16 protein-coding genes, 2 pseudogenes and 1 riboswitch are annotated in these 21,363 nt (G+C 65.9%); of the genes and pseudogenes, 11 read left to right on the forward strand and 7 right to left on the reverse strand.

All coding sequences use genetic code 11. The features are described 5' to 3' along the window. The first annotated feature begins 46 nt into the window (after positions 1 to 46). From Q8R75_RS02085 to metH, 9 genes are all read left to right on the forward strand, one after another. A complete protein-coding gene (locus Q8R75_RS02085; RefSeq protein ID WP_305614877.1) occupies positions 47 to 1,954 on the forward strand; it encodes a nucleoside-diphosphate sugar epimerase/dehydratase in 1,908 nt (635 codons plus the stop codon). Then, a complete protein-coding gene (locus Q8R75_RS02090) occupies positions 1,951 to 2,766 on the forward strand; it encodes a symmetrical bis(5'-nucleosyl)-tetraphosphatase (protein WP_305614876.1) in 816 nt (271 codons plus the stop codon). The genes Q8R75_RS02085 and Q8R75_RS02090 overlap by 4 nt, the downstream gene beginning before the upstream one ends. A gap of 164 nt (positions 2,767 to 2,930) precedes the next feature. Further along, the gene (locus Q8R75_RS02095; RefSeq protein ID WP_305614875.1) at positions 2,931 to 3,338 is read left to right on the forward strand and encodes a PTS fructose transporter subunit IIA; all 408 of its coding nucleotides are present in this window, start codon (positions 2,931 to 2,933) and stop codon (positions 3,336 to 3,338) included. Further along, positions 3,325 to 3,594 carry an HPr family phosphocarrier protein gene (locus tag Q8R75_RS02100; protein WP_305614874.1) on the forward strand — a complete coding sequence of 90 codons (270 nt, stop codon included), beginning with the start codon at positions 3,325 to 3,327 and terminating at the stop codon, positions 3,592 to 3,594. Before Q8R75_RS02095 ends, Q8R75_RS02100 begins: the two co-directional genes overlap by 14 nt. Before the next feature lies 1 nt (position 3,595). Next, positions 3,596 to 5,344 (forward strand): phosphoenolpyruvate--protein phosphotransferase, encoded by a 1,749-nt coding sequence (gene ptsP / locus Q8R75_RS02105; protein WP_305627125.1) that lies wholly within the window; start codon positions 3,596 to 3,598, stop codon positions 5,342 to 5,344. Further along, entirely contained in the window at positions 5,344 to 5,880 is a 537-nt protein-coding gene (ruvC, locus tag Q8R75_RS02110) for a crossover junction endodeoxyribonuclease RuvC (protein WP_305614872.1), read from the forward strand. Before ptsP ends, ruvC begins: the two co-directional genes overlap by 1 nt. A 154-nt stretch (positions 5,881 to 6,034) precedes the next feature. Then, positions 6,035 to 6,610, forward strand: coding sequence for a Holliday junction branch migration protein RuvA (ruvA, locus tag Q8R75_RS02115; protein WP_305614871.1), 576 nt, complete (start codon positions 6,035 to 6,037; stop codon positions 6,608 to 6,610). 128 nt (positions 6,611 to 6,738) lie between these two features. Further along, positions 6,739 to 7,128: a c-type cytochrome gene (locus Q8R75_RS02120; RefSeq protein ID WP_305614870.1), complete on the forward strand. Its 390-nt coding sequence runs from the start codon at positions 6,739 to 6,741 to the stop codon at positions 7,126 to 7,128. A 33-nt stretch (positions 7,129 to 7,161) separates the two neighbouring features. Further along, a riboswitch (SAM riboswitch) is annotated at positions 7,162 to 7,240 on the forward strand. Positions 7,241 to 7,345: 105 nt separating this feature from the next. After that, the gene (metH, locus tag Q8R75_RS02125; RefSeq protein WP_305663492.1) at positions 7,346 to 11,029 is read left to right on the forward strand and encodes a methionine synthase; all 3,684 of its coding nucleotides are present in this window, start codon (positions 7,346 to 7,348) and stop codon (positions 11,027 to 11,029) included. A 71-nt stretch (positions 11,030 to 11,100) separates the two neighbouring features. Here metH and Q8R75_RS02130 read toward each other — a convergent pair whose 3' ends face one another. The 4 genes and pseudogenes from Q8R75_RS02130 to Q8R75_RS02145 form a co-directional block, all read right to left on the reverse strand. Next, complete coding sequence (locus tag Q8R75_RS02130) at positions 11,101 to 11,715, reverse strand: 3'-5' exonuclease (protein WP_305614868.1); 615 nt, start codon at positions 11,713 to 11,715, stop codon at positions 11,101 to 11,103. Between the two features lie 512 nt (positions 11,716 to 12,227). Beyond that, a pseudogene (locus Q8R75_RS02135) lies at positions 12,228 to 12,578 on the reverse strand (isochorismatase family protein); the annotation flags it as partial. Between the two features lie 142 nt (positions 12,579 to 12,720). After that, a pseudogene (locus Q8R75_RS02140) lies at positions 12,721 to 12,987 on the reverse strand (hydrolase); the annotation flags it as partial. An 88-nt stretch (positions 12,988 to 13,075) separates the two neighbouring features. After that, the gene (locus Q8R75_RS02145) at positions 13,076 to 13,942 is read right to left on the reverse strand and encodes a pirin family protein (protein WP_305614867.1); all 867 of its coding nucleotides are present in this window, start codon (positions 13,940 to 13,942) and stop codon (positions 13,076 to 13,078) included. A 136-nt stretch (positions 13,943 to 14,078) separates the two neighbouring features. Between Q8R75_RS02145 and Q8R75_RS02150 the strand changes: the two genes are divergently transcribed. Together Q8R75_RS02150 and Q8R75_RS02155 are read left to right on the forward strand one after the other, a co-directional pair. Then, the gene (locus Q8R75_RS02150; RefSeq protein ID WP_305663493.1) at positions 14,079 to 14,474 is read left to right on the forward strand and encodes a hypothetical protein; all 396 of its coding nucleotides are present in this window, start codon (positions 14,079 to 14,081) and stop codon (positions 14,472 to 14,474) included. After that, a complete protein-coding gene (locus tag Q8R75_RS02155) occupies positions 14,401 to 16,242 on the forward strand; it encodes a putative nucleotidyltransferase substrate binding domain-containing protein (protein ID WP_305614865.1) in 1,842 nt (613 codons plus the stop codon). The genes Q8R75_RS02150 and Q8R75_RS02155 overlap by 74 nt, the downstream gene beginning before the upstream one ends. 182 nt (positions 16,243 to 16,424) lie before the next feature. Here Q8R75_RS02155 and Q8R75_RS02160 read toward each other — a convergent pair whose 3' ends face one another. The 3 genes from Q8R75_RS02160 to Q8R75_RS02170 all read right to left on the reverse strand — a co-directional run. Continuing rightward, on the reverse strand, positions 16,425 to 18,605 hold the full coding sequence (locus Q8R75_RS02160) for an exonuclease domain-containing protein (protein ID WP_305614864.1): 2,181 nt from the start codon (positions 18,603 to 18,605) through the stop codon (positions 16,425 to 16,427). Next, a complete protein-coding gene (locus Q8R75_RS02165) occupies positions 18,602 to 18,976 on the reverse strand; it encodes a response regulator (protein ID WP_305614863.1) in 375 nt (124 codons plus the stop codon). The genes Q8R75_RS02160 and Q8R75_RS02165 overlap by 4 nt, the downstream gene beginning before the upstream one ends. A gap of 34 nt (positions 18,977 to 19,010) precedes the next feature. Then, on the reverse strand, positions 19,011 to 21,363 hold a 2,353-nt coding region (locus Q8R75_RS02170), incomplete at its 5' end, for an ATP-binding protein (protein ID WP_305663494.1).

Raw genomic sequence — 21,363 nt, forward strand, 5'->3', positions numbered from 1 at the left:
GGCGCCCGGGCACCCGCGAGCGGTTGTCCCACGATAAGGCCCGGCCATGAAGATGCTGTCGCGTTCCAACGTTGTGTTTCTGGGCGATGCAGCGCTGGCTGGCGTTGCCTGGTATCTGTCGTTCCTGCTCCGCTTCAATCTTTCGATTCCACCCGAATACGTACCATCCATGCTGGCCATCCTGCCCTGGGTGGTCTGTGCGCAAGCGGTGGTGTTCCGGCTGTTCGGCCTGTATCGGAGCATCTGGCGCTTTGCCAGCCTGCCGGATCTGCAACGCCTGGTCATCACGATTGCGGCGGCGTCCCTGCTTGCTCCGTTGCTGGTGTGGTTGATCAGGCCCGAAGGCATCGTGCCGCGCACGATCTACGTGCTTGATCCCATCCTGCTGATCCTGCTCATGGGTGGCGCGCGCTTCGCCTATCGCGCATGGCGCGATCATCGCGAATTCGGCGCTGCCGCGACGCAGGGGAAACCGGTGCTCATTCTGGGTTCCGGCGAGTCGGCGCTGAGCCTGCTGCGCGAGATCGGCCGCTCGGGTCAGTGGCGAGTGGTCGGGCTGCTCGACGACAATCCGAAGAAGCACGACCGCACGGTCTATGGACACAAGGTTCTGGGCGGCGTGGACTCGCTGGCCCGGCACGCGCTCGATCTGAAGGTGTCGCACGCCATCATCGCCATGCCGAACGCGTCGCACGAGGCGCGGCGCAAGGCGGCAAACGCCTGCGTTCGCGCCGGCGTCAAGCCGATGACGGTGCCGTCCTTCGATGACCTGATCAGCGGCAAGGTGGCGGTGGCTGCGGTGCGCGAGGTGGAAGTCGAAGACCTTCTCGGACGCGATCCGGTGAAGATCGACGCGCCGCGTCTGCGTCAGCTGATCGAAGGTCAGGTGGTCATGGTCACCGGCGCCGGAGGGTCGATCGGTTCGGAGCTGTGCCGGCAGATCGCGCGCTTCGCACCATCGGCCATCGTGGCGTTCGAGCGCGGCGAGTTCCTTCTCTACAACCTGGTCGAGGAGTTCTCCGAAGTCTTCCCGCAGGTTCGCATCGAACCGGTGATCGGCGACGTGCGAGAAGAGGCGCGACTGACCGCGGCGATGCAGCAGTTCCATCCGGTGGTGGTGTTCCATGCCGCCGCGTACAAGCACGTGCCGCTGATGGAAGGCGTGAATGCAGTCGAGGCCATACGCAACAACGTCGGCGGTACGCTGGCCGCTGCGCGCGCAGCACAGGTCTGCGGCGTTCTGCGCTTCGTGCTGGTGTCCACCGACAAGGCGGTGAACCCGGTCAATGTCATGGGCGCGACCAAGCGGCTCGCCGAAATGGCCTGTCAGGCACTGGCCGCACGTGGCGGCACGACCGCCTTCAGCACGGTGCGCTTCGGCAACGTGCTGGGCAGCGCAGGCAGCGTGATTCCGAAGTTTCAGGAGCAGATCGCCCGCGGCGGACCGGTCACGGTCACCCACCCGGACATCATCCGGTACTTCATGTCGATTCCCGAAGCCGCGCAGCTCGTGCTGCAGGCTGCGCTGATGGGTGAGGGCGGCGAGATTTTCGTGCTCGACATGGGCGAACCGGTACGCATCGCCGATCTGGCGCGCGACATGATCCGGCTGTCCGGCGCGTCCGAATCCGAGGTGAAGATTCATTTCACCGGCCTGCGCGCCGGTGAGAAGCTGTATGAAGAACTGCTGGCAAGCGACGAAACGACACGGCCGACGCATCACCCCAAGGTGCGCATCGCGCGTGCCCGCGCGATGGATGACACGCTTTGGCTGGGCCGGCTCGAACGCTGGCTGTCCGGGCCGCTGCCTGTGGAGCCGGCGGCCCTGCGCAACGAACTGGCGCAGTGGGTGCCGGAATACAAGCCGCAGCATGAAATGCCGTCGGCGGTGCTGCCTGCTGCGGGCGCGACGACTGCCAGCGGAAGTGCGGACCACCGAACGGGCCACGCGTGAGCACCTACGCAATCGGCGATCTGCAGGGCTGTTTCGATCCGCTTGAAGCGCTGCTCGACCATTGCGGCTTCGATCGCAGCCACGATCGCCTGTGGTTCGTCGGCGATCTGGTCAATCGCGGCCCGAAATCGCTCGAAACGCTGCGCTTCGTGCGCGATCTGGGCGACGCGGCCGTCACCGTGCTCGGCAACCACGACCTGTCGCTGCTGATGATCGCGGCCGGCCAGGGCAAGCGACACCGTCTCGACACCTTTCACCACGTACTCGACGCACCCGATGGCGACGAACTGATCGACTGGCTGCGCCACCGCCCGATGATGCACGTCGAGGGCGATTACGCCATGGTGCACGCGGGCCTGCTGCCGCAGTGGGACATCGCGCAGGCGCTCGCGCTGGCACACGAGGTGGAGGCGGCGCTGCGCGGGCCGCAGTCGGTCGAGTTCATGCAGCGCATGTGGGGCAGCGAACCGGCACGGTGGCAGGATGAACTGCACGGCTGGGACCGCCTGCGCATCGTCGTCAATGCGCTCACCCGCATGCGCTTCTGCACGTCGGATGGCCGCATGGAATTCCGCAGCAAGGGCGCGCCCGAAGAGCCGCCGGACGGCTATCTGCCGTGGTTCGACAACGCTGCCGCACGCTGGCGCAGCCACACGGTAGTGTGCGGTCACTGGTCGGCGCTCGGCTATCGCACCGCCGACCACGTGATCGCACTCGATTCCGGCTGTCTGTGGGGCGGCGCGCTCACCGCGCTGCGGCTCGACGACCGTGCCGTATTCCAGGTGCCGTGCGAGCGCTGCGCGACGTTCTGAGCCAGCGGGCGCCCACAGGGCGCCGCTTCCGCGGCTGTTGCTTTGGATCCTGAGGCAGTGCTCTCCTGCGTCGTCTGGCCCGGACGGTGCATGGAAGATGTCGCGCGATCCGCGATTCGGGGCCAACAGACCCTAGAATGCGGGCTCGCCTACGGAGGAATTCCATGATCGGGTTGTTTCTGATCACCCACAGCAGTTACGGCGAGTCGCTGATCCAGTGTGCCTGCCACGTGTTGAACACCCGGCCGGTGCAGATGGCGCAGCTGGGCGTGTCGGGTCAGGACGATCCGCTCGACCTGCTGCCGCTGGCCCGCAAGTGGCTGTCGGTCGTCGATTCCGGCGACGGCGTGCTGCTGCTGACCGATGTGTTCGGCGCCACGCCGTCCAACCTTGCGCAAAAGCTGTGCGAGCCGGGGCGGATCGAGGCGGTGGCCGGCGTGAATCTGCCGATGCTGCTACGTACGCTGACCTATCGCGAACGCGAAACGCTGCACGGTCTGGTGAACCGGGCGGTCAGCGGCGGTCGTGACGGAGTGATGGCCATGAGGACGACGCGCGATGCCAAAACGTGACATCACCATCATCAACAAGCTGGGCCTGCACGCGCGCGCCTCGGCCAAGCTGACCCAGCTGGCCAGCCGTCACCAGTGCGAAGTCTGGCTGGAGCGCAACGGCCGCCGCATCAACGCCAAGAGCATCATGGGTGTGATGATGCTGGCCGCCGGCAAGGGCAGCACAATCACCATCGACACCGAAGGCAGCGATGCCGACGCTGCGATGGCCGGGCTGGTCGCACTGATCGAAGACCGTTTTGGCGAAGGCGAGTAACGTGACCTTCACGCTGCACGGTCTCGCGGTGTCGGGCGGCATCGCGATCGGCCATGCCTACCTCGTGTCGCACGCCACGCTCGAAGTGGCGCACTACGCGGTGGCGCCGCGCAAGGTCGAGGACGAAATACTGCGCCTGTCGCGCGCCTTCGACACGGTGCGCGCCGAGCTGGCCGAGCTGCGCAGCGGGCTGGTCACCGACAGTTCCGAAGCGCTGAGCGAACTGCTCGCCTTTGTCGACCTGCACAGCATGATTCTCGACGACCCGATGCTGCTCGACGAGGCGCGCGAATTCATGCGCACACGCCGCTGCAACGCCGAGTGGGCGATCAAGCGGCAGATGGACCGGCTGGTCGAGCAGTTCGATCAGATCGACGACGCCTACCTGCGCAGCCGCAGCGCCGACGTGGTGCAGGTGGTCGAGCGCGTGCTCAAGGTGCTGGCCGGCAAGCGCAATCGCATGAGCACGCGCCGGCGCGACACCGACAGCATCGTCGTCGCGCATGACCTGTCACCGGCCGACACCATCCAGTTCAAGGCACAGCGCATCGCCGCCTTCGTGACCGATCTGGGCGGCGCCACCTCGCACACCGCCATCGTCGCGCGCAGTCTGGCCATTCCGGCGCTGGTCGGCATGCACCAGGCGCGCTCGCTGATCCAGGACGACGACATGCTCATCGTCGATGGCCTGCGCGGCGTGCTGATCATCAATCCGGACGAAAACATCCTCGACGAGTACCGGCTGCGCGCGCGCGAGATCGAGATCGAACGCTCGAAGCTCAAGCGGCTGGTCGGCGGTATCGCGAGCACGCTCGATGGCGAAGTGGTGCAGCTGTACGCCAACATCGAGCTGCCGCAGGACGTCGAGCAGGTACGCGAGGTCGACGCCGACGGCATCGGCCTGTTCCGCACCGAATTCATGTTCCTGAACCGCGACACGCTGCCGGACGAAGACGAACAGTTCGAGGCCTACCGCAGCGTCGTGCAGGCGATGAAGGGCAAGCCGGTCACGCTGCGCACGCTGGACATCGGCGCCGACAAGGCGCTGCGCGGCGCGCAGCGCAGCGAAGCCAATCCGGCGCTGGGCCTGCGCGCGATCCGATACTGCCTGGCCGAACCACGCATGTTCGTCACGCAGTTGCGTGCCATCCTGCGCGCGTCGCACTACGGCAGTGTGCGCATCATGCTGCCCATGGTGGCGTTCCAGCACGAGATCGAATCGGCGCTGGCCCTGGTCGCGCTGGCGCGTCAGCAGTTGCGCGAGGCCGGACGCAAGTTCGACGAGCGCGTGCCGGTCGGTGCCATGGTCGAAATTCCGGCCGCCGCGCTGGCATTGGGTACGCTGATGAACCACTTCAGCTTCCTGTCCATCGGCACCAATGACCTGATCCAGTACACGCTGGCCATCGACCGTGCCGACGAGGCGGTGGCGCATCTTTACGATCCGCTGCATCCGGCGGTGCTGCGGCTGATCCAGCAGGTGATCGCGCAGGCCAAGCGCGCCGGCATGCCGGTGGCGGTGTGCGGCGAAATGGCCGGCGAGGCGCAGTTCGCCCGCCTGCTGCTCGGCATGGGGCTGCGCCAGTTCTCGATGCATCCATCGCAACTGCTCGAAGTGAAGCGCGAAGTGCTGCGCTGCGACTGCGGCGACGTGGCGCCCCGCGTGCTCAAGCTGCTGCGTTCCGATGATCCGCTGCGCATCCGCGAACAGCTGGAACGCATCAACACCGGCATGACGCCGGTGCAGTGATGCGCATACTCGGGATCGACCCCGGCCTGCGCATCACCGGTTTCGGCGTGCTGGAAGCGGTGGGCGCGAACTTGCAGTACGTGGCAAGCGGCCGCATCACGTCGAACGAGCGCGATCCGCTGCCGTCGCGCATCGCCACGCTGTTCGAGGGCATCCGCGAGGTGGTCGAGACCTGGCAACCGACCCATGCCGCGGTCGAAATCGTGTTCGTGAACGTCAATCCGCAATCGACGCTGCTGCTCGGTCAGGCGCGCGGTGCGGCGCTGTCAGCGCTGACGGCAGGCGGCCTGCCAGTGGCCGAGTACACCGCATTGCAGGTGAAGCAGGCGGTGGTCGGCCACGGCAAGGCGAACAAGGAACAGGTGCAGTTCATGGTGACGCGCCTGCTGGCGCTGGCTGCGACGCCCGGTACTGATGCCGCCGACGCACTGGCCTGCGCCATCTGCCACGCGCACGCCGCCCGCGGCATCGGTGCACTGGCCGGCCCTGGCGGCCGCCGCCGCGGCGGCCGCATCATCGCGCGTCGCCCGGCCTGACGCGGGTCCCACAGCCAGCTCCCACCAGCCTTTCCTCTCAGGCTGCATCCCGGGGCGGCCGCTCGCCTACAATCGCGGCATTCACGGGGAGCGCGCGCTTGCGGCCACGCATGCATGCGGAGCGCCCCCGGTCACCCCTGATTCCGGAGTCCCCATGATCGGTCGCCTCACCGGCACGCTGCTTGAGAAGAACCCGCCGCGCATCCTGCTCGACGTGCAGGGCGTCGGCTATGAAATCGATGTGCCGATGAGCACCTTCTACAACCTGCCGGCGGCCGGTGAGCGGGTGACGCTGCATACCCACTTCGTCGTACGCGAAGACGGACACTTCCTGTTCGGCTTTGCGTCGCCGGCCGAGCAGGCGGCCTTTCGCCAGCTGGTGAAGATCACCGGCATCGGGCCGCGCATGGCGCTGGCCGTGCTGTCCGGCATGTCGGTGGATGAACTGGCACGCGTGGTGGCCATGCAGGAAGCCGGACGACTGACGAAGATCCCCGGCATCGGCAAGAAGACCGCCGAACGCCTGCTGCTGGAGCTGCGCGACAAGCTGCTGCCGACCGCCTCGCTGGCCAGCGCCGTGGCGCCCGATGCCGGTGCCGACATCCTGAATGCGCTGATGGCGCTCGGCTACAGCGAGCGCGAAGCGCAGGCTGCGCTGCGCACGCTGCCCGAGGACGTGGGCGTGTCGGATGGCATCCGGCAGGCCTTGAAGGCCTTGTCGAAGGCTTGAGTCGCAGTTTCGCCACGCGCCGCTGCTGCGGCGCAACATCCGTTTGACGTGCATCAATCCCGTGATCAGGCGCCGGTCGTAGCGTGTACGCATCGTTCCGAAGCCTTCAATCATCAGGGAGTTTCATCATGCACATCGTCCACACCGCACTGGCTGCCGGCCTCGTGTCGCTCAGCCTGATCAGTACGCCTGCGCTGGCCGATCCGGCGAAAGACACCGCCATGCTCAAGCTGGCCGCCAGCAGCGGCTGCACCGTCTGTCACAGCGTGGAGCCCGCAGCCAAGGCCGACGGGCGTGTGCCGGTCGGCCCGCCCTGGCGCGACGTCGCCGCGCGCTACTACGGCGTGAAGAATGCGCAGACCACGCTGACGCAGATCGTCATGCACGGCTCCAGCCCGTATTCGAGCCACTGGAAGGGCAAGGTCGGCGGGCTGGCGATGCCGCCGAACGAGGTCGCCATCAGCGAAGCCGATGCGACCAAGCTGGTGGGCTGGATCCTTTCGCTCGATGTGAGATAGGGTCGCTTGACTTGATGCGCACACGCTTTTAATGTGCGCACTCGCGCCGATTTGAGCCACAGCTTGCGGGCGCGTTACAAATGCAGCTAAAGAGAGTCCCGACCCGTCGGTACGCTTCCTGCGTTCGACGGGTTTTTGCATTGGTGCCGCCATGATGGCGTGACGTCATTGCCGCGACCCTCTGCAGTGCCGACAGCCACGCACCCCGGAGACCCTGATGATTCGCCCCGACTGCACCGACCTGCTAAAAAGCCTGATGACCCGCCGCATCCTGATCCTGGATGGCGCGATGGGCACCATGGTGCAGCGGCACAAACTGGTCGAGGCCGATTACCGGGGTGAGCGCTTCACCGCGCATCCGAAGGATCTCAAGGGCAACAACGACCTGCTGCTGCTGACCCGGCCCGACGTGATCCGCGGCATCCACGCTGCCTACCTCGAAGCGGGCGCCGACATTGTCGAAACCAACACCTTCAACGCAACGGTGATTTCGCAGGCCGAGTACGGCCTGGAAGCCATCGTGCACGAGCTGAACGTGACCGGCGCCCGGCTGGCGCGCGAGGTGTGCGACGAATACACCACGAAGAATCCGGACAAGCCGCGCTTCGTCGCTGGCGTGCTCGGCCCGACGTCGCGCACCTGTTCGCTGTCGCCCGACGTGAACGACCCGGGCTACCGCAATGTGAGTTTCGACCAACTGGTGGACGACTACGTGGCTGCCGCCCGCGGCCTGACCGAAGGCGGCGCCGACCTGCTGCTGATCGAAACGATATTCGACACGCTCAACGCCAAGGCAGCCATCTTTGCGGTCGAAAAGTTCTTCGACGAAGAAGGCCGCCGCTGGCCGGTCATGATTTCCGGCACCATCACCGATGCGTCCGGCCGCACGCTGTCGGGCCAGACCGGCGAGGCGTTCTGGAATTCGCTGTGCCACGCCAGGCCGATCTCGTTCGGCTTCAACTGCGCGCTCGGCCCGAAGGAATTGCGGCCGCACGTCGAAGAGCTGTCGCGCATCGCCGACACCCATGTGTCGGCGCACCCGAACGCCGGCCTGCCGAATGCCTTCGGCGAATACGACGAATCGCCGGCAGACATGGTGAAGCACATCGCCGAGTGGGCGAAATCCGGTTTCCTGAACATCGTCGGCGGCTGCTGTGGCACCACGCCTGATCACATCCGCGCGTTTGCCGAAGCCATGGAAGGCATCGCGCCGCGCCGCGTGCCGGAGATCGAACGCAAGCTGCGCCTGTCCGGGCTGGAGGCCTTCAACGTGGCATCGGACGCGCTGTTCGTGAATGTTGGCGAGCGTACCAACGTGACCGGCTCGAAGGCCTTCGCACGGATGATTCTGGAAGGCCGCTTCGACGACGCGCTGGCGGTCGCCCGCCAGCAGGTCGAGAACGGCGCCCAGGTCATCGACATCAACATGGACGAGGCGATGCTCGATTCGGTCGCCGCGATGGACCGTTTCCTGAAGCTGATCGCCTCCGAACCCGACATTTCGCGCGTGCCCATCATGCTCGATTCGTCGAAGTGGGCGGTCATCGAAGCTGGCCTGAAGTGCATCCAGGGCAAGGGCGTCATCAATTCGATCTCGATGAAGGAAGGCGAAGCCGAATTCCTGCGTCAGGCCAAGCTGGCGCGCCGCTACGGCGCGGCGGTCATCGTCATGGCGTTCGATGAAAAGGGTCAGGCCGACACCTACGCGCGCAAGACCGAAATCTGCCAGCGCGCCTACACCCTGCTGACCGAAACGGTGGGCTTCCCGCCGGAAGACATCATCTTCGACCCGAACATCTTTGCCATCGCCACAGGTATCGCCGAGCACGACAACTACGCGGTCGATTACATCGAAGCGGTCGGCTGGATCAAGCAGAACCTGCCGCATGCCAAAACCTCGGGCGGCGTGTCGAATGTGAGCTTTTCGTTCCGCGGCAACGACCCGGTGCGCGAAGCCATCCACACGGTGTTCCTGTACCACGCCATCCGCAACGGCCTGTCGATGGGCATCGTCAATGCCGGGCAGCTCGGCGTGTACGAAGACATTCCGCAGCCGCTGCGCGACAAGGTCGAGGACGTGGTGCTGAACCGCAGCCCCGGTGCCGGCGAGGCGCTGGTCGACTTCGCCATCACGGTGAAGGGCTCGGCGCGCGAGAACGAGAAGGATCTGGCCTGGCGCGAGTGGCCGGTCGACAAGAGGCTGGAGCACGCGCTGGTCAAGGGCATCACCGAATTCGTCGTCGAGGACACCGAAGAGGTGCGCGCTCGCCTTGAAGCCGAAGGCAAGCCGCCGCTGGCGGTGATCGAAGGTCCGCTGATGGCCGGCATGAACCACGTCGGCGACCTGTTCGGCGCCGGCAAGATGTTCCTGCCGCAGGTGGTGAAATCGGCGCGCGTGATGAAGCAGGCGGTGGCCCACCTGCAGCCCTACATCGAAGCATCGAAGAAGGTCGGCGAAACCAAGGGCCGTGTGCTGATGGCGACGGTGAAGGGCGATGTGCACGACATCGGCAAGAACATCGTCGGCGTGGTGCTTGGTTGCAACGGCTACGACGTGATCGACCTCGGCGTCATGGTGTCGTGCGAGAAGATTCTCGCCGCCGCGCGCGAGCACAAGGTGAACGTGATCGGCCTGTCCGGCCTGATCACGCCGTCGCTCGAGGAAATGAGCCATGTCGCATCGGAAATGAAGCGCGAAGGCTTCGACCTTCCGCTGCTGATCGGCGGCGCGACCACGTCGCGTGCGCACACCGCGATCAAGATCGCGCCCTTCTACGATCATCCGGTGGTGTACGTGCCGGACGCCTCGCGCGCCGTCGGCGTGGCGACCAGCCTGCTGTCGGTAGACCAGCGCGCCGGCTTCGCCGCCGACGTGGCCGCCGATTACGTGAAGATCCGCGAACAGCACGCCGCCAAGAAGGGCCAGAAGCTGGTGTCGCTGAACGAAGCGCGCGACAACGCTTATGCCAGCGGCTGGGGCAGCGACGTCATTCCCGTGCGCCCGAAGAAGACCGGCCGCCAGGTCATCGTCGACCAGGATCTTGCGGCGCTGGTCGACTACATCGACTGGAGCCCGTTCTTCCAGACCTGGGAGTTGTCCGGCCCGTATCCCGCCATCCTCGACGACGAGGTGGTCGGCGACGAGGCACGCAAGCTGCTCATCGACGCGCAGGCCATGCTGCAGCGGATCATCGACGAGAAGTGGCTCACCGCGCGCGCCGTGTTCGGCGTGTGGCCGGCCAACAGCAGCGGCGACGACATCGAGTTCTATACCGACGACACGCGCCTGAACACCGCGATGGTGTGGCACAACCTGCGCCAGCAGCACGAACGCCCGGCCGGCAAGCCGCACTTTTGCCTGTCCGATTTCGTCGCGCCGCGCGCCAGCGCCGTAGCCGACTGGGCGGGCGCCTTCGTGGTGACCGCCGGCATCGGCATCGAAACGAAGCTGGCCGAATTCGCAAAAACCCATGACGACTACAGCAGCATCATGCTCAAGTCGCTGGCTGACCGGCTGGCCGAAGCCTTCGCCGAGTACCTGCACGCGCGCGTGCGGCGCGAGGACTGGGGCTACGCCGCCGACGAGACGCTCGACAACGCCGCGCTGATCGCCGAAAAGTATTGCGGCATCCGCCCGGCGCCGGGCTACCCGGCCTGCCCGGACCACACCGAAAAGGGCGATCTGTTCAAACTGCTCGATGTCGAAGCGGCCATCGGCGTGTCGCTCACCGAAAGCTACGCCATGTTTCCGACGGCTGCGGTCAGCGGCTTCTACCTCGCGCACCCTGATGCGCAGTACTTCGCCATCACCAAGGTCGGCCCCGACCAGGTCGCCGATCTGGCAGCACGCAAGGACATACCCGAGCCGGTGATGAAGCGCTGGCTGGCGCCGGTGTTGTAGGCGGACGCGAATTCCTTCGGTGACGCAGCTGCTGGACGACGCAAGTCGTCCACGTCGCGCCGGGTGCGGCTTCAGCCCCGGAACAACGGATCGTCCGCCGGCAGCCCCAGCGCCTCGAACACCTTCAGCGCCGCCCAGGCGTCGTTCGCTGCATACAGCACCTGGGCCGGTGAGAGCACCGGCAGTGACCAGTTCGATGTAGTCACCGACTTCGACTTGCGGAAGTTCTGCCCCAGCACGACGCCGACCGCAGCGCGCACGCCGATCGAGTTGTTGTAGCCCTGCTTGCGGAACACGCGGTCGAGATCGACCAGCCCGCGCGCCACCACGCCGAGCTTGGCCAGCACCTGCGAGCGGTCCGAAGACAGGCCGAAACCGATCTTCAGCACGTCCTCGTCATGCAGAAGATCGGCCAGCACCGGCCAGCAATCGCGGTGATGCAACTGGAACACGTAGGCGCAGTCGGTCAGTGCGAACTGCACCACATGCGGGCCGGTACTCGCTTCGCCCACCTTGAAGGTCGGTTTCGACTCGGTGTCGAAGCCGACCTGCCGCGCAGCGCGGATGTGTTCCGCCGCTGCAGCAAAGGCTGCGGGCGTTGCCGGCACATGGATGCAGTCCGGCGGTACGCCGGGAAACACCGGCAACAGGTCGGTTTCCGCTTTGGAGGGGGCGGTTTTTCTCATCGAGATGATGTCGGGTTCGTCAGGGATGGGGCGGTGGGATGATCGCTCAGTCCGGCGGATTGCGACAGCACAAGGCGACGATCGCGGGCCCTGCCCCGCGACGCGCACTGTGTGATCAGGTGGCGTCGCACGTGACGGTGTTGTGCTTCGCGGGAGCGGACCGTGTCCGCGACGCAAGCGTCGCTCATGCATCGTCACGCACTCGAAGACGGAAATCGCCTGCAGGGGCAGGCTCCTACGAAAAACAGCGGGATGTTCGCTTTTCGTAGGAGCGGACCCTGTCCGCGACGCAAGCGTCGCTCAAGCATCGTCACGCACTCGAAGACGGAAATCGCCTGCGGGGGCAGGCTCCTACGAAAAACAGCGGGATGTTCGCTTTTCGTAGGAGCGGACCTTGTCCGCGATGCAAGCGTCGCTCATGCATCGTCACGCACTCGAAGACGGAAATCGCCTGCAGGGGCGGAGCGGGGGGAGCGAGCACCGCTCGCCGAATCCCATGACAAACCGATGCTTCAGCCCTTCAGCGCCGCGTAGCTGGTCATCAGGTTGCGGTAGTCCGGGATGTGGTTCGACAGCAGCGTCGCCAGACCTTCGACGTCGTTGCGCCAGTCGCGGTGCAGTTCGCAGGCCACGCCGAACCAGTTGATCAGTTGCGCGCCGGCCTGCGACATGCGGTCCCAGGCGGAATGGCGGGCGATGTCGTTGAAGGTGCCGGAGGCGTCGGTGACGACGAATACGTCGAACCCTTCTTCGATCGCCGACAGCGCCGGAAAGGCGACGCACACTTCGGTGACCACGCCGGCGATGAGGAGCTGCTTGCGGCCGGTGGCCTTGATCGCCTTGACGAAGTCTTCGTTGTCCCAGGGCCCTACAGGTTGGTGTTTAGAAGGCTGCGCACTGCGTTGCGCTCCTCGTCGAGACGGCCAGTCTCGACAGCGTCGCGCGCCTTGTTCGCAGCCTTCTAAACGCCAACGCATTGGACAAACCGACCGAGAACAGCCCCCTGTTGATCTGACCGGGGCGGGCGATGTAGGGCGCGTCCGGGAACAGCGCCTTCAGTTCCGGCATCAGCGGGCAGTTCGGGCGCTGTTCGAAGCGGGTGGTCAGGATGCTCGGCAACTGTAAGTACTTCGCCAGGTCAGCGGTGGCCAGCACGTTGTTGCGGAACTTGTCGGGGTCGATGTCGCGCACCAGCGACAGCAGACCGGCCTGATGGTCCACCAGCAGCATCACGGCGTTGTCCTTGTCCAGCTTTCTGTAGGGCTTGTTCATGTCATTCTCCTTGCGGTTTGGTGCCGTTTGCCTTCGTGGCCTCGGGCGGATGAAAACCTGCGCGCCCGGTGCGCGCAGGGCGGAAAAGTCAGGCGGTCACGCCTTCGAAACGGCCGCTGTTGAAGTCGTCGATGGCCTCGCGGATTTCCTCCTTCGTGTTCATCACGAAGGGGCCGTAGCCGGCGATCGGTTCGTCGATCGGTTCGCCGGCCAGCAGCAGCACGCTGGCGTCGGCATCGGTGGCGATCGAAAACGTGCTGCCCTCGCGGTGGTACAGCGCCATCTGCGCCTCGCGCACCGGCTGGCTGCCGTTGGCGCGGATCAGGCCGTGCAGCACCACCAGCGCCAGCGTGTGGCCGTCCGGCACCGTCAGTTCGACGTTCGCACCGGCCTTCAGCTTCAGGTCCCACACTTTGATCGGCGTGAAGGTGCGGGCCGGGCCGCGATGGCCAAGATACTCGCCGGCGATGACGCGCAGATGTCCCACGCCCCCGGGCAGTTCGACCACCGGAATGTCGGTCTTCGCCAGATGCTGGTAGCCCGGCGTGGCGCGCTTGTCGCGCGCCGGCAGATTCACCCACAGCTGCACCATCTCCAGCGGACCGCCGCGGCGGGTGAATTCGGGCGAGTGGAATTCCTCGTGGATGATGCCCGCACCGGCGGTCATCCACTGCACGTCGCCCGGACCGATGACGCCGCCGGCGCCGGTCGAATCCTGATGCGCCACTTCGCCGGCATACACGATGGTGACCGTTTCGAAGCCACGGTGCGGGTGGCGGCCGACGCCGCGCGGTGTGTCCGACGGCGCGAATTCGGCCGGGCCGGCGTAGTCGAGCAACAGGAAGGGGCTGACGTGGCGGCCCATCGAGTCGTACGAGAACAGCGAACGCACCGGAAAGCCGTCGCCGACCCAGTGACCGTTCGGTGCGCTGTACAGACCTGAAATCTTCTTCATGGTGTTTCTCCCGTCCGTTGGCAGCGTTCCGTCGGAAGCGTGCTGCGGTGAGGTGAATACTAGATTCAGGACAATCGATGCACTAGACGGCAAAATGGCACTTCAGCGTTCCATTGATGGAACGATGGAGGATGAGATGGCAACTGCCATGCAGGACCTGAACGATCTGTATTTCTTCACCCGCGTGGTGTTTCCGTCACGGCGCGGCCTGCTGCCGGCAGTACGCGGGCTGGTCGACGCGCTGAGCCGGGGTTATCAGGTGGCCATCCAGCCTCGATCCGCAGGAATGGATGGCGTTGAATTGACCGATGCGTCGCGGGTCGCGATCGGCGGTGGCAGCGCGCGCGATCTGCACGAGACGCTGTCGGGAACCGCCGCGCAGGCGGAAACTGTCGGTTCGCCGGGGGCTGCCCTGTTCTTTCGCCCGTCGTTCGACTTCTATTCCCGCTGGAGGTGGCATGAGCAGGCAAGGCGCGACCGCTCAAGAATTGCTCGAAGCCTTGCGCACGCAGCGTGCGTTCGGGGCGCTTGATCCGGAAGCGCTTGCCGGCGTCGCGTCGGTGATGCACGTGAAGACGTTCTCTGCGGATGACCTGCAGGACGATATTGACGGGCTTTATTTCATCCTTCGCGGGGCGGTGCGCCTGATCGATGCCGACAGCGGAACCGAGGTTGCGCTGCACCCGGGGGAGTTGTTCGGTTACGGCACGCCCGCGAGCGCTGCGGGTGCCTGGTCGGCCACGGTGTCCGACGACGCGCTGCTGGCACGGTTTGCGAGCACCGATATCGATGCGCTGTGCGCGGCGCAGCCGTCGCTGCGATGCTTCCTCGCACCGGAGGCAACCGTGGTCGCGGACGCGCATCCGGCCCCGCCGGGCCTGAATCTGCTGCCGACGTCGGTGCGCGCGCTGATCAAGCGCGGCCCCGTCACACTGGCGCCCGATACCTCGATCCGCGATGCCGCGACGCTGATGACCGAGCAACGCGTGTCGTCCGTGCTTATCGTGTCGCAAGGGCACCTGTCGGGCGTGGTGACGGATCGCGACCTGCGCAGCCGCGTGATTGCACAGGGCACCGACACGTCGCGCCCGCTCAGCGACATTGCCACGCCGCGGCCGCTGACGATAGACGTACGAAATCCGGCTTTCGAGGCCCTGTTGCTGATGACCCGCCACAACATTCATCACCTCCCGGTGACGGATGGCGATGCACTGGTCGGTGTGATCACGGCGACTGACCTGAACGCGCATCACAGCACGTCTCCAGTCTTTCTGGCGGGCGAAATCTTCAAGCAGGACACACTCGAAGGCCTCGCCGCTGCCGCTGCACGGGTCGCACTGCTGCAGCAGAATCTCGCCGCGTCGGGTGCATCTGCATATAGCAGCGGTCGCATGATCACGGCCATCACCGACGCCATCACCTGCCGGCTGCTGCAGTTGGCCGAGGCGAAACTGGGGCCGCCACCGATTGATTACGTATGGGTGGCAGCCGGATCGCAGGCACGCAGCGAGCAGACCGCCCGATCCGACCAGGACAACTGCATGGTCATCGACGATGGCTTCGATCCCGCGCGTCACGGCGAATATTTCAACGCGCTGTCCGTTTTCGTGTGCGACGGCCTGGCGGCCTGCGGGTACATCCACTGCCCCGGCGAAATGATGGCGATGACGGATCTGTGGCGGCAGCCGAAGTCGCGCTGGCTGCAGTATTTCCGCAAGTGGACGGACGAGCCCGACCCCAAGGCGCTGATGCTCACCTGTGTGTTCTTCGACCTCAGGGCGATTTACGGCAAGGCGTCCCTGCTCGATGAACTGCGGCGCGACATGCTGTCGATGACGCAGGGCAAGCGCATGTTCCTGGCCCATATGGTTGGCAATGCGCTCACCCACACGCCTCCGCTGGGCCTGTTCCGCGCGATTTCGACGATACGCTCCGGCGCGCACCGCGGCACCATCGACTTCAAGCACAGCGGCATCGTTCCGGTGGTCGATCTCGCCCGCGTCTATGCGCTGGCCGGCGGGCACGAAGCCATCAATACATACGACCGGCTTGATGTGGCGGCGACGAGTGGCGAAATCAGCGGGCAAAGTGCGCGTGACCTGCGCGAAACGCTGGAATTCATTGCCCGGATACGCATCCGGCATCAGGTCAGTCAGCTTGCGGCCAGGCTGAAGGCAGACAACTTCGTCAAGCCGGACGAACTGTCGAACTTCGAACGCAGCCAGCTCAAGGATGCCTTCGGCGTCGTGCAGACCCTGCAGAGCGTCCTGGGGCAGCGTTACCAGGCGGGACGGTTCTAGGGTCTGTTCTCACTTTATTCGTGCGTCACGTTGCCCAGGGGCAACCCGCAGGGCGCGCAGCCAGCGCGCCACATGGCCGCGTTGCACCGCCTGGCCTGACGGCCAGTCAGGCGGCGTTGGTGCGCCTTGCCCTGCGACGCGCTGGATGCACGCGTCACGTACGAATAAAGTGAGAACAGACCCTAATACTTCAACCGCGCGTAATACGTCTGCTGCGCCGCCTCGCGTGCTTCACCCAGTGTGTGGATGCCCTTTTCGGCGAGCAGCGGAATCAGCCGCAGGAACACTTCGGCGGTGACGATGGCATCGCCGAGCGCCGTGTGGCGGCCGATTACGGTGATGTTGAAGCGCTCGGCAATGGCTTCCAGCCGGTGCGATTCCTGATTCGGGTGCACCAGCGCCGACAGCAGCAGCGTGTCCAGCACCGGCTGTTCGAAGCGCAAGCCGGTGGCTGCCTCCTTCAGTTGCAGGAAGCGCATGTCGAAGGCCGCGTTGTGGGCCACCAGTACGGTGTCCTGCGCGAACGCATGGAAAGCCGGCAGCACGGTGGCGATGGTCGGCTGACCATCCACCTGGACCTGCGTGATGCCATGGATCGGGATCGAGGCGGCAGGAATCGTCCGCTGCGGGTCCACCAGCTGTTCGAAACTTTCCTGCCTCAAAAGCTTGCCATTGACGATGCGCGCGGCGCCGATCTGGATGATTTCGTCGCCTTCGCTCGGATTCAGCCCGGTGGTTTCGGTGTCGAATACGGTGTAGGTCAGCTCGGTCAACGGTCGGTCGGCAAGCGTGCGGCTCGACTCGGTCGAGCGGAACAGGTCGAAGTCGTAATACTCGGGGCGGCTGCCTTGCGGCACGAAGGTGGCGGTGTCGAGCTGTTCGCGTTCGCTGGCCAGCGGCAGCAGGAAGCGGAAAAAGGCGCGGTGGCGGACGCGTTCGCGCTCGAGCCAGAATTCGCCGCCGTGGCGCTCGACCACGTCGCGCACAGAAAGCGGCGATCGCTCGCTGCCCGTGGTCATGCCGTCCATCTGCCAGTTCATCACGGTTTCGGTGCTCATGGTCTGGCCCTGCCAGATCAGATCGAGTTGCGCGCGCGCACCCTGCGGCGCCGCGCCGAGCCGCAGCTGCACGGCGCGGATGTCGTATTCGTCGGCCAGCCGGAAAGCCAGACAGGCGAGGGCCTGCAGCAGCGAAAAGCTGTCTACCTTGAGCCACAGCGAGCCGTCGACCTCGTCCGCCGCGGCGCGTGGCGCGCCCAGCGATTCGATGCGCCGCAGCGCGGCCGACACGAGGTCGGCGCCGAGCATGTCTTCCAGCGGCCAGCGCGCCTTGATGCCGCGCGTGGATTCATCGGCGAGTTTGCCCACCCGCGTGCTCATGGCGCCGACCTCGTCGCGGATGACGCCGTGAAAGCGCTCGCGCATCGCCGTGTCGAGATCGGGGAAGTCGAGCATGTCGATGGCCGCCTGCATGTTGGCGAGCGAGGCGCGGCTGCCTTCGGTCAGGCCGAGCAGCAGCCGGTCGCGCGCCGATTCCTCTTCGAAGTCGCGCGTGATGTTGTCGAGCATCAGCACGAAGCCGCCGATGCTCTTGTCGTCGCCCTCGCCGCCCGCCCGCACCGGTGTCATCTGCGCCCGCAGCAACTGGCCGGCGCGCGTGGTGGTGACGAACTGCGCCGACGGACTGGCCACGCCGCGCTGCATGCGCTGCTGGATGTTTTCCAGCGCGTGCGCCACCAGCTTGCGGTCGAACACGGTATAGATCGAGCGGCCGAGCCCGATCAGTTCGGCGCCCGAGGCAACCGCCGGCGCGTCGGACAGTGCGCGGAATTGCAGGCGGGCGCGGTTGTTGTAGAGCAGGATGCGGCCGTCGAGATTGCACACGACGACGCTTTGCGTCAGCTCGGACATCAGCGCCGCCAGCCGGCTGCGCTCCTGTTCGACGCTGCGGCTGGCTTCGCGCACCTGCTGCGTGATGTCGGCGCGCAGCCGGGCACGTTGTTCGGCGAAACCGGAAATGACGTCGGCCAGCGCGCGGTTTTCCGCCGCGCCTTGTGGCGTCAGCGTGCGCTGGACGTCGGTGCCGAGCAGGATGCGCGCTTCGTCGAGCAGCCGTGCCGGCGCGACGATGTAATGCCGGTACAGCACGTTCAGCCCGGCGGCGGCGATCAGCAGCACGAACACCATCGTCATGCCGGCCAGCGGCAGCCGGCTGCCGATCAGCGCGCCCGCCGTGTCGCGCTCGGCCGGTTCGAGCGTGAGCCACAGCAGCGCACCGCTGACCAGCGCCCAGCCGAGCATGAGCAGCGCAAGCGCCGCCAGTGCCAGCAGCACGCGGCGGTCCGGGCGCAGCCGCGGGTTCACGTCGTCGGCTCCAGCATTGAGCGCACCTTCTGCACCAGTTCGCGCGTCGAGAACGGTTTGGTCACGTAGGCGTCGGCGCCAAGCGCCAGCCCTTTTGCGACGTCGGTGTCGCGCCCTTTCGCTGTGAGCATCAGGATGCGGACATCCTTGAGCCCGTCATGCGTGCGCACCTCCTGGCAGACCTCGAAGCCGGTCTTGCCGGGCATCATCACGTCGAGCAGCACCAGATCGGGCCGGGTGGCGATGATGGCGGCAAGCGCTTCGATGCCGTCGCGTGCGACGGTCACTTCGTAGCCTTCGCGTTTCATCAGGAATTCGAGCGAAATCAGTATGTTCGGCTCGTCGTCGGCGATCAGAATCTTGTTTGTCACGGCAGTCTTCCTCCTCCTGTTCCGCGTCGGTCCATCATGCCGGCGGACTTTCCTGTGCATTCCAAGGTAGATGGAAGCTGACACAGGTGCCTTGCCCTGGATCAGCTTCCAGCCACATATGTCCGCCGAAATGCTCGACGATCTGCCGGCTGATCGGCAGCCCCAGGCCGGTACCCTGGGGCCGCGTGATGCCGTCGCCGCCCTGGTGGAATTTCTCGAATACCAGCTTCTGCTGGTCGGGCGGCACACCCGGCCCATTGTCATGTACGTCGACCGTGATGCCGCGACCGTCGGTGTGCATCCGTACAACGACCCGGCCGCTGCCGCGTGGCACGAACTTGGCGGCGTTCGACAGCAGGTTGAGCACGACCTGGGTCAGCCGGTCCGGGTCGGCGCGCAACGTGCGCATGTGCTCCGGCGCCTGCAGTACGACCGTCGATCCGCGCTCGCGGAACACCTCCTGCGTCGTTTCCATGGCCTGCTCGACCAGCGCCCGCAGGTCGACGTCGGTGTTGTGCCACTCGGCATGGCCCGACTCGATCTTCGCCATGTCGAGCACCTGGTTGACCAGACGGGACAGGCGTTCGGTCTCGGCGACGATGATGCCGAGGAAATGCTGGCGTTGTTCGACGTCCATCGCCGGGTCATCGACCATCAGTTCCGACAGCGCGCGGATCGAGGTCAGCGGCGTGCGAAGTTCGTGCGTGACCGAGGACATGAAGTCGTCCTTCAGCCGGTCCAGGCTCTTCAACTGGTCGTTGGCGGCGCGCAGTTCGGCGGTGGCGCGTTCGAGCGAGCGCGACTTGTCTTCCAGCGCGTGCGAATAGGCACGCAACTGCGAAGCTTCGTCGAGGATGCGCATCACGTCATCGAGCCCGAGCGCTTCTTCCTCGACCACCGAGGCCACCATCACCCGCGCCGAGGCGCTGCCGATGGCGCCCGCGAGCTGGGTTTCGACGAACTGCACCAGCCGGGCGTCCGGCTTGATCTGATCGACCCGGGTCGCGCCCACGCGTGCGGCGTACTCCTCGAACAATTGCTGCGCGCGCGCGGCGCCGAGAAAGCGGGCGACCAGCGGCTGCAGGTCGGCCACTTCGGCGCGGCCGCGCCAGAACACCGGCCCGCTGCTGGCGGTGCGCTCGAACACATCGACGAAAAGCAGCGCCTGGCTGGTTTCGCCGGCCGACGGGATGCGCCACAGCGATACGCCGACATAGGCGCCGATATTGAGCAGCAGGCTCCAGAACAGCGAGTGCGTCAGGTTGTCGAGCCCGGCCAGGCCGAGCAACTGCTCGGGTTTGAGCAGCGCGATGCCCCATGGGCCGTGTTCGAGGAAGCTGGCGTCCATCCAGCCCGATTTGGCGATGGACGGCAGCATCAGCGTCCACACCCAGGCCGCAAAGCCGGCGCTCAACCCGGCCATCGCGCCACCCTGCGTGCCACCCTTCCAGTACATGCCGCCAAGCACGGCCGGCGCGAACTGCGCGACGGCGGCGAAGCTGATGAGGCCGATGCTCACCAGCGCGTAGGCCTCGCCCGCCACGTGGAAATAAACGTAACCCAGCAGCATCACGCTGAGGATGGCGGCCCGGCGGATGCGCAGCAGCAGGCCGGTCAGATCGCCGACGGCGCGCGCGCCGTAGCGACGGGTACGCAGCAGCAGCGGCATCACCAGGTCGTTGCACACCATGGTCGACACCGCGATGGTTTCGACGATCACCATGCCGGTGGCCGCCGACAGCCCGCCGATGAAGGCGACCAGCGCCAGCGCGTGCTGGCCGTGGGCGAGCGGGATCGACAGCACGAAGGTTTCGGCGTCGCGCACGCCGGGGCCGAAATACAGCAGGCCGCCGAGCGCGATCGGCAGCACGAACAGGTTGATCAGCAGCAGGTACAGCGGGAACACCCAGACGGCGCGCCGCAGATGGCGCTCGTCCACGTTCTCGACCACCATCACCTGGAACTGGCGCGGCAGGAAGATGACCGACAGCATCGACAGCACGGTCATCGCGAACCATTGTTCGTAGGCGAATGGGCGGCCCTGTTCGAGACCGAGCAGCGGGCGCAGATCGGGGTGGGCGAGTGCGCGGCCGAACAGGTCGCCCAGTCCGTCGAACACCCAGTAGCTGACGAACAGGCCGACGGCGACAAAGGCGAGCAGCTTCACCACCGACTCGAAGGCGATCGCCGCCACCATGCCCTCGTGCCGCTCCGTGGCGTCCAGATGGCGCGCACCAAACATCATGGTGAAACCCGCCAGCACCATCGCCAGCGTCGGCCCGAGGTAGATGGGCAGGAACCACACACCCGAGGTCGAGGCGCGCCCGACGCTGCCGAAGTAGGTCCAGGCAGTGCAATAAACGGCCATCGACAGGGCGTACACCCAG

This window comes from Methyloversatilis sp., from assembly GCF_030696805.1.
Taxonomy (GTDB): Bacteria; Pseudomonadota; Gammaproteobacteria; order Burkholderiales; family Rhodocyclaceae; genus Methyloversatilis.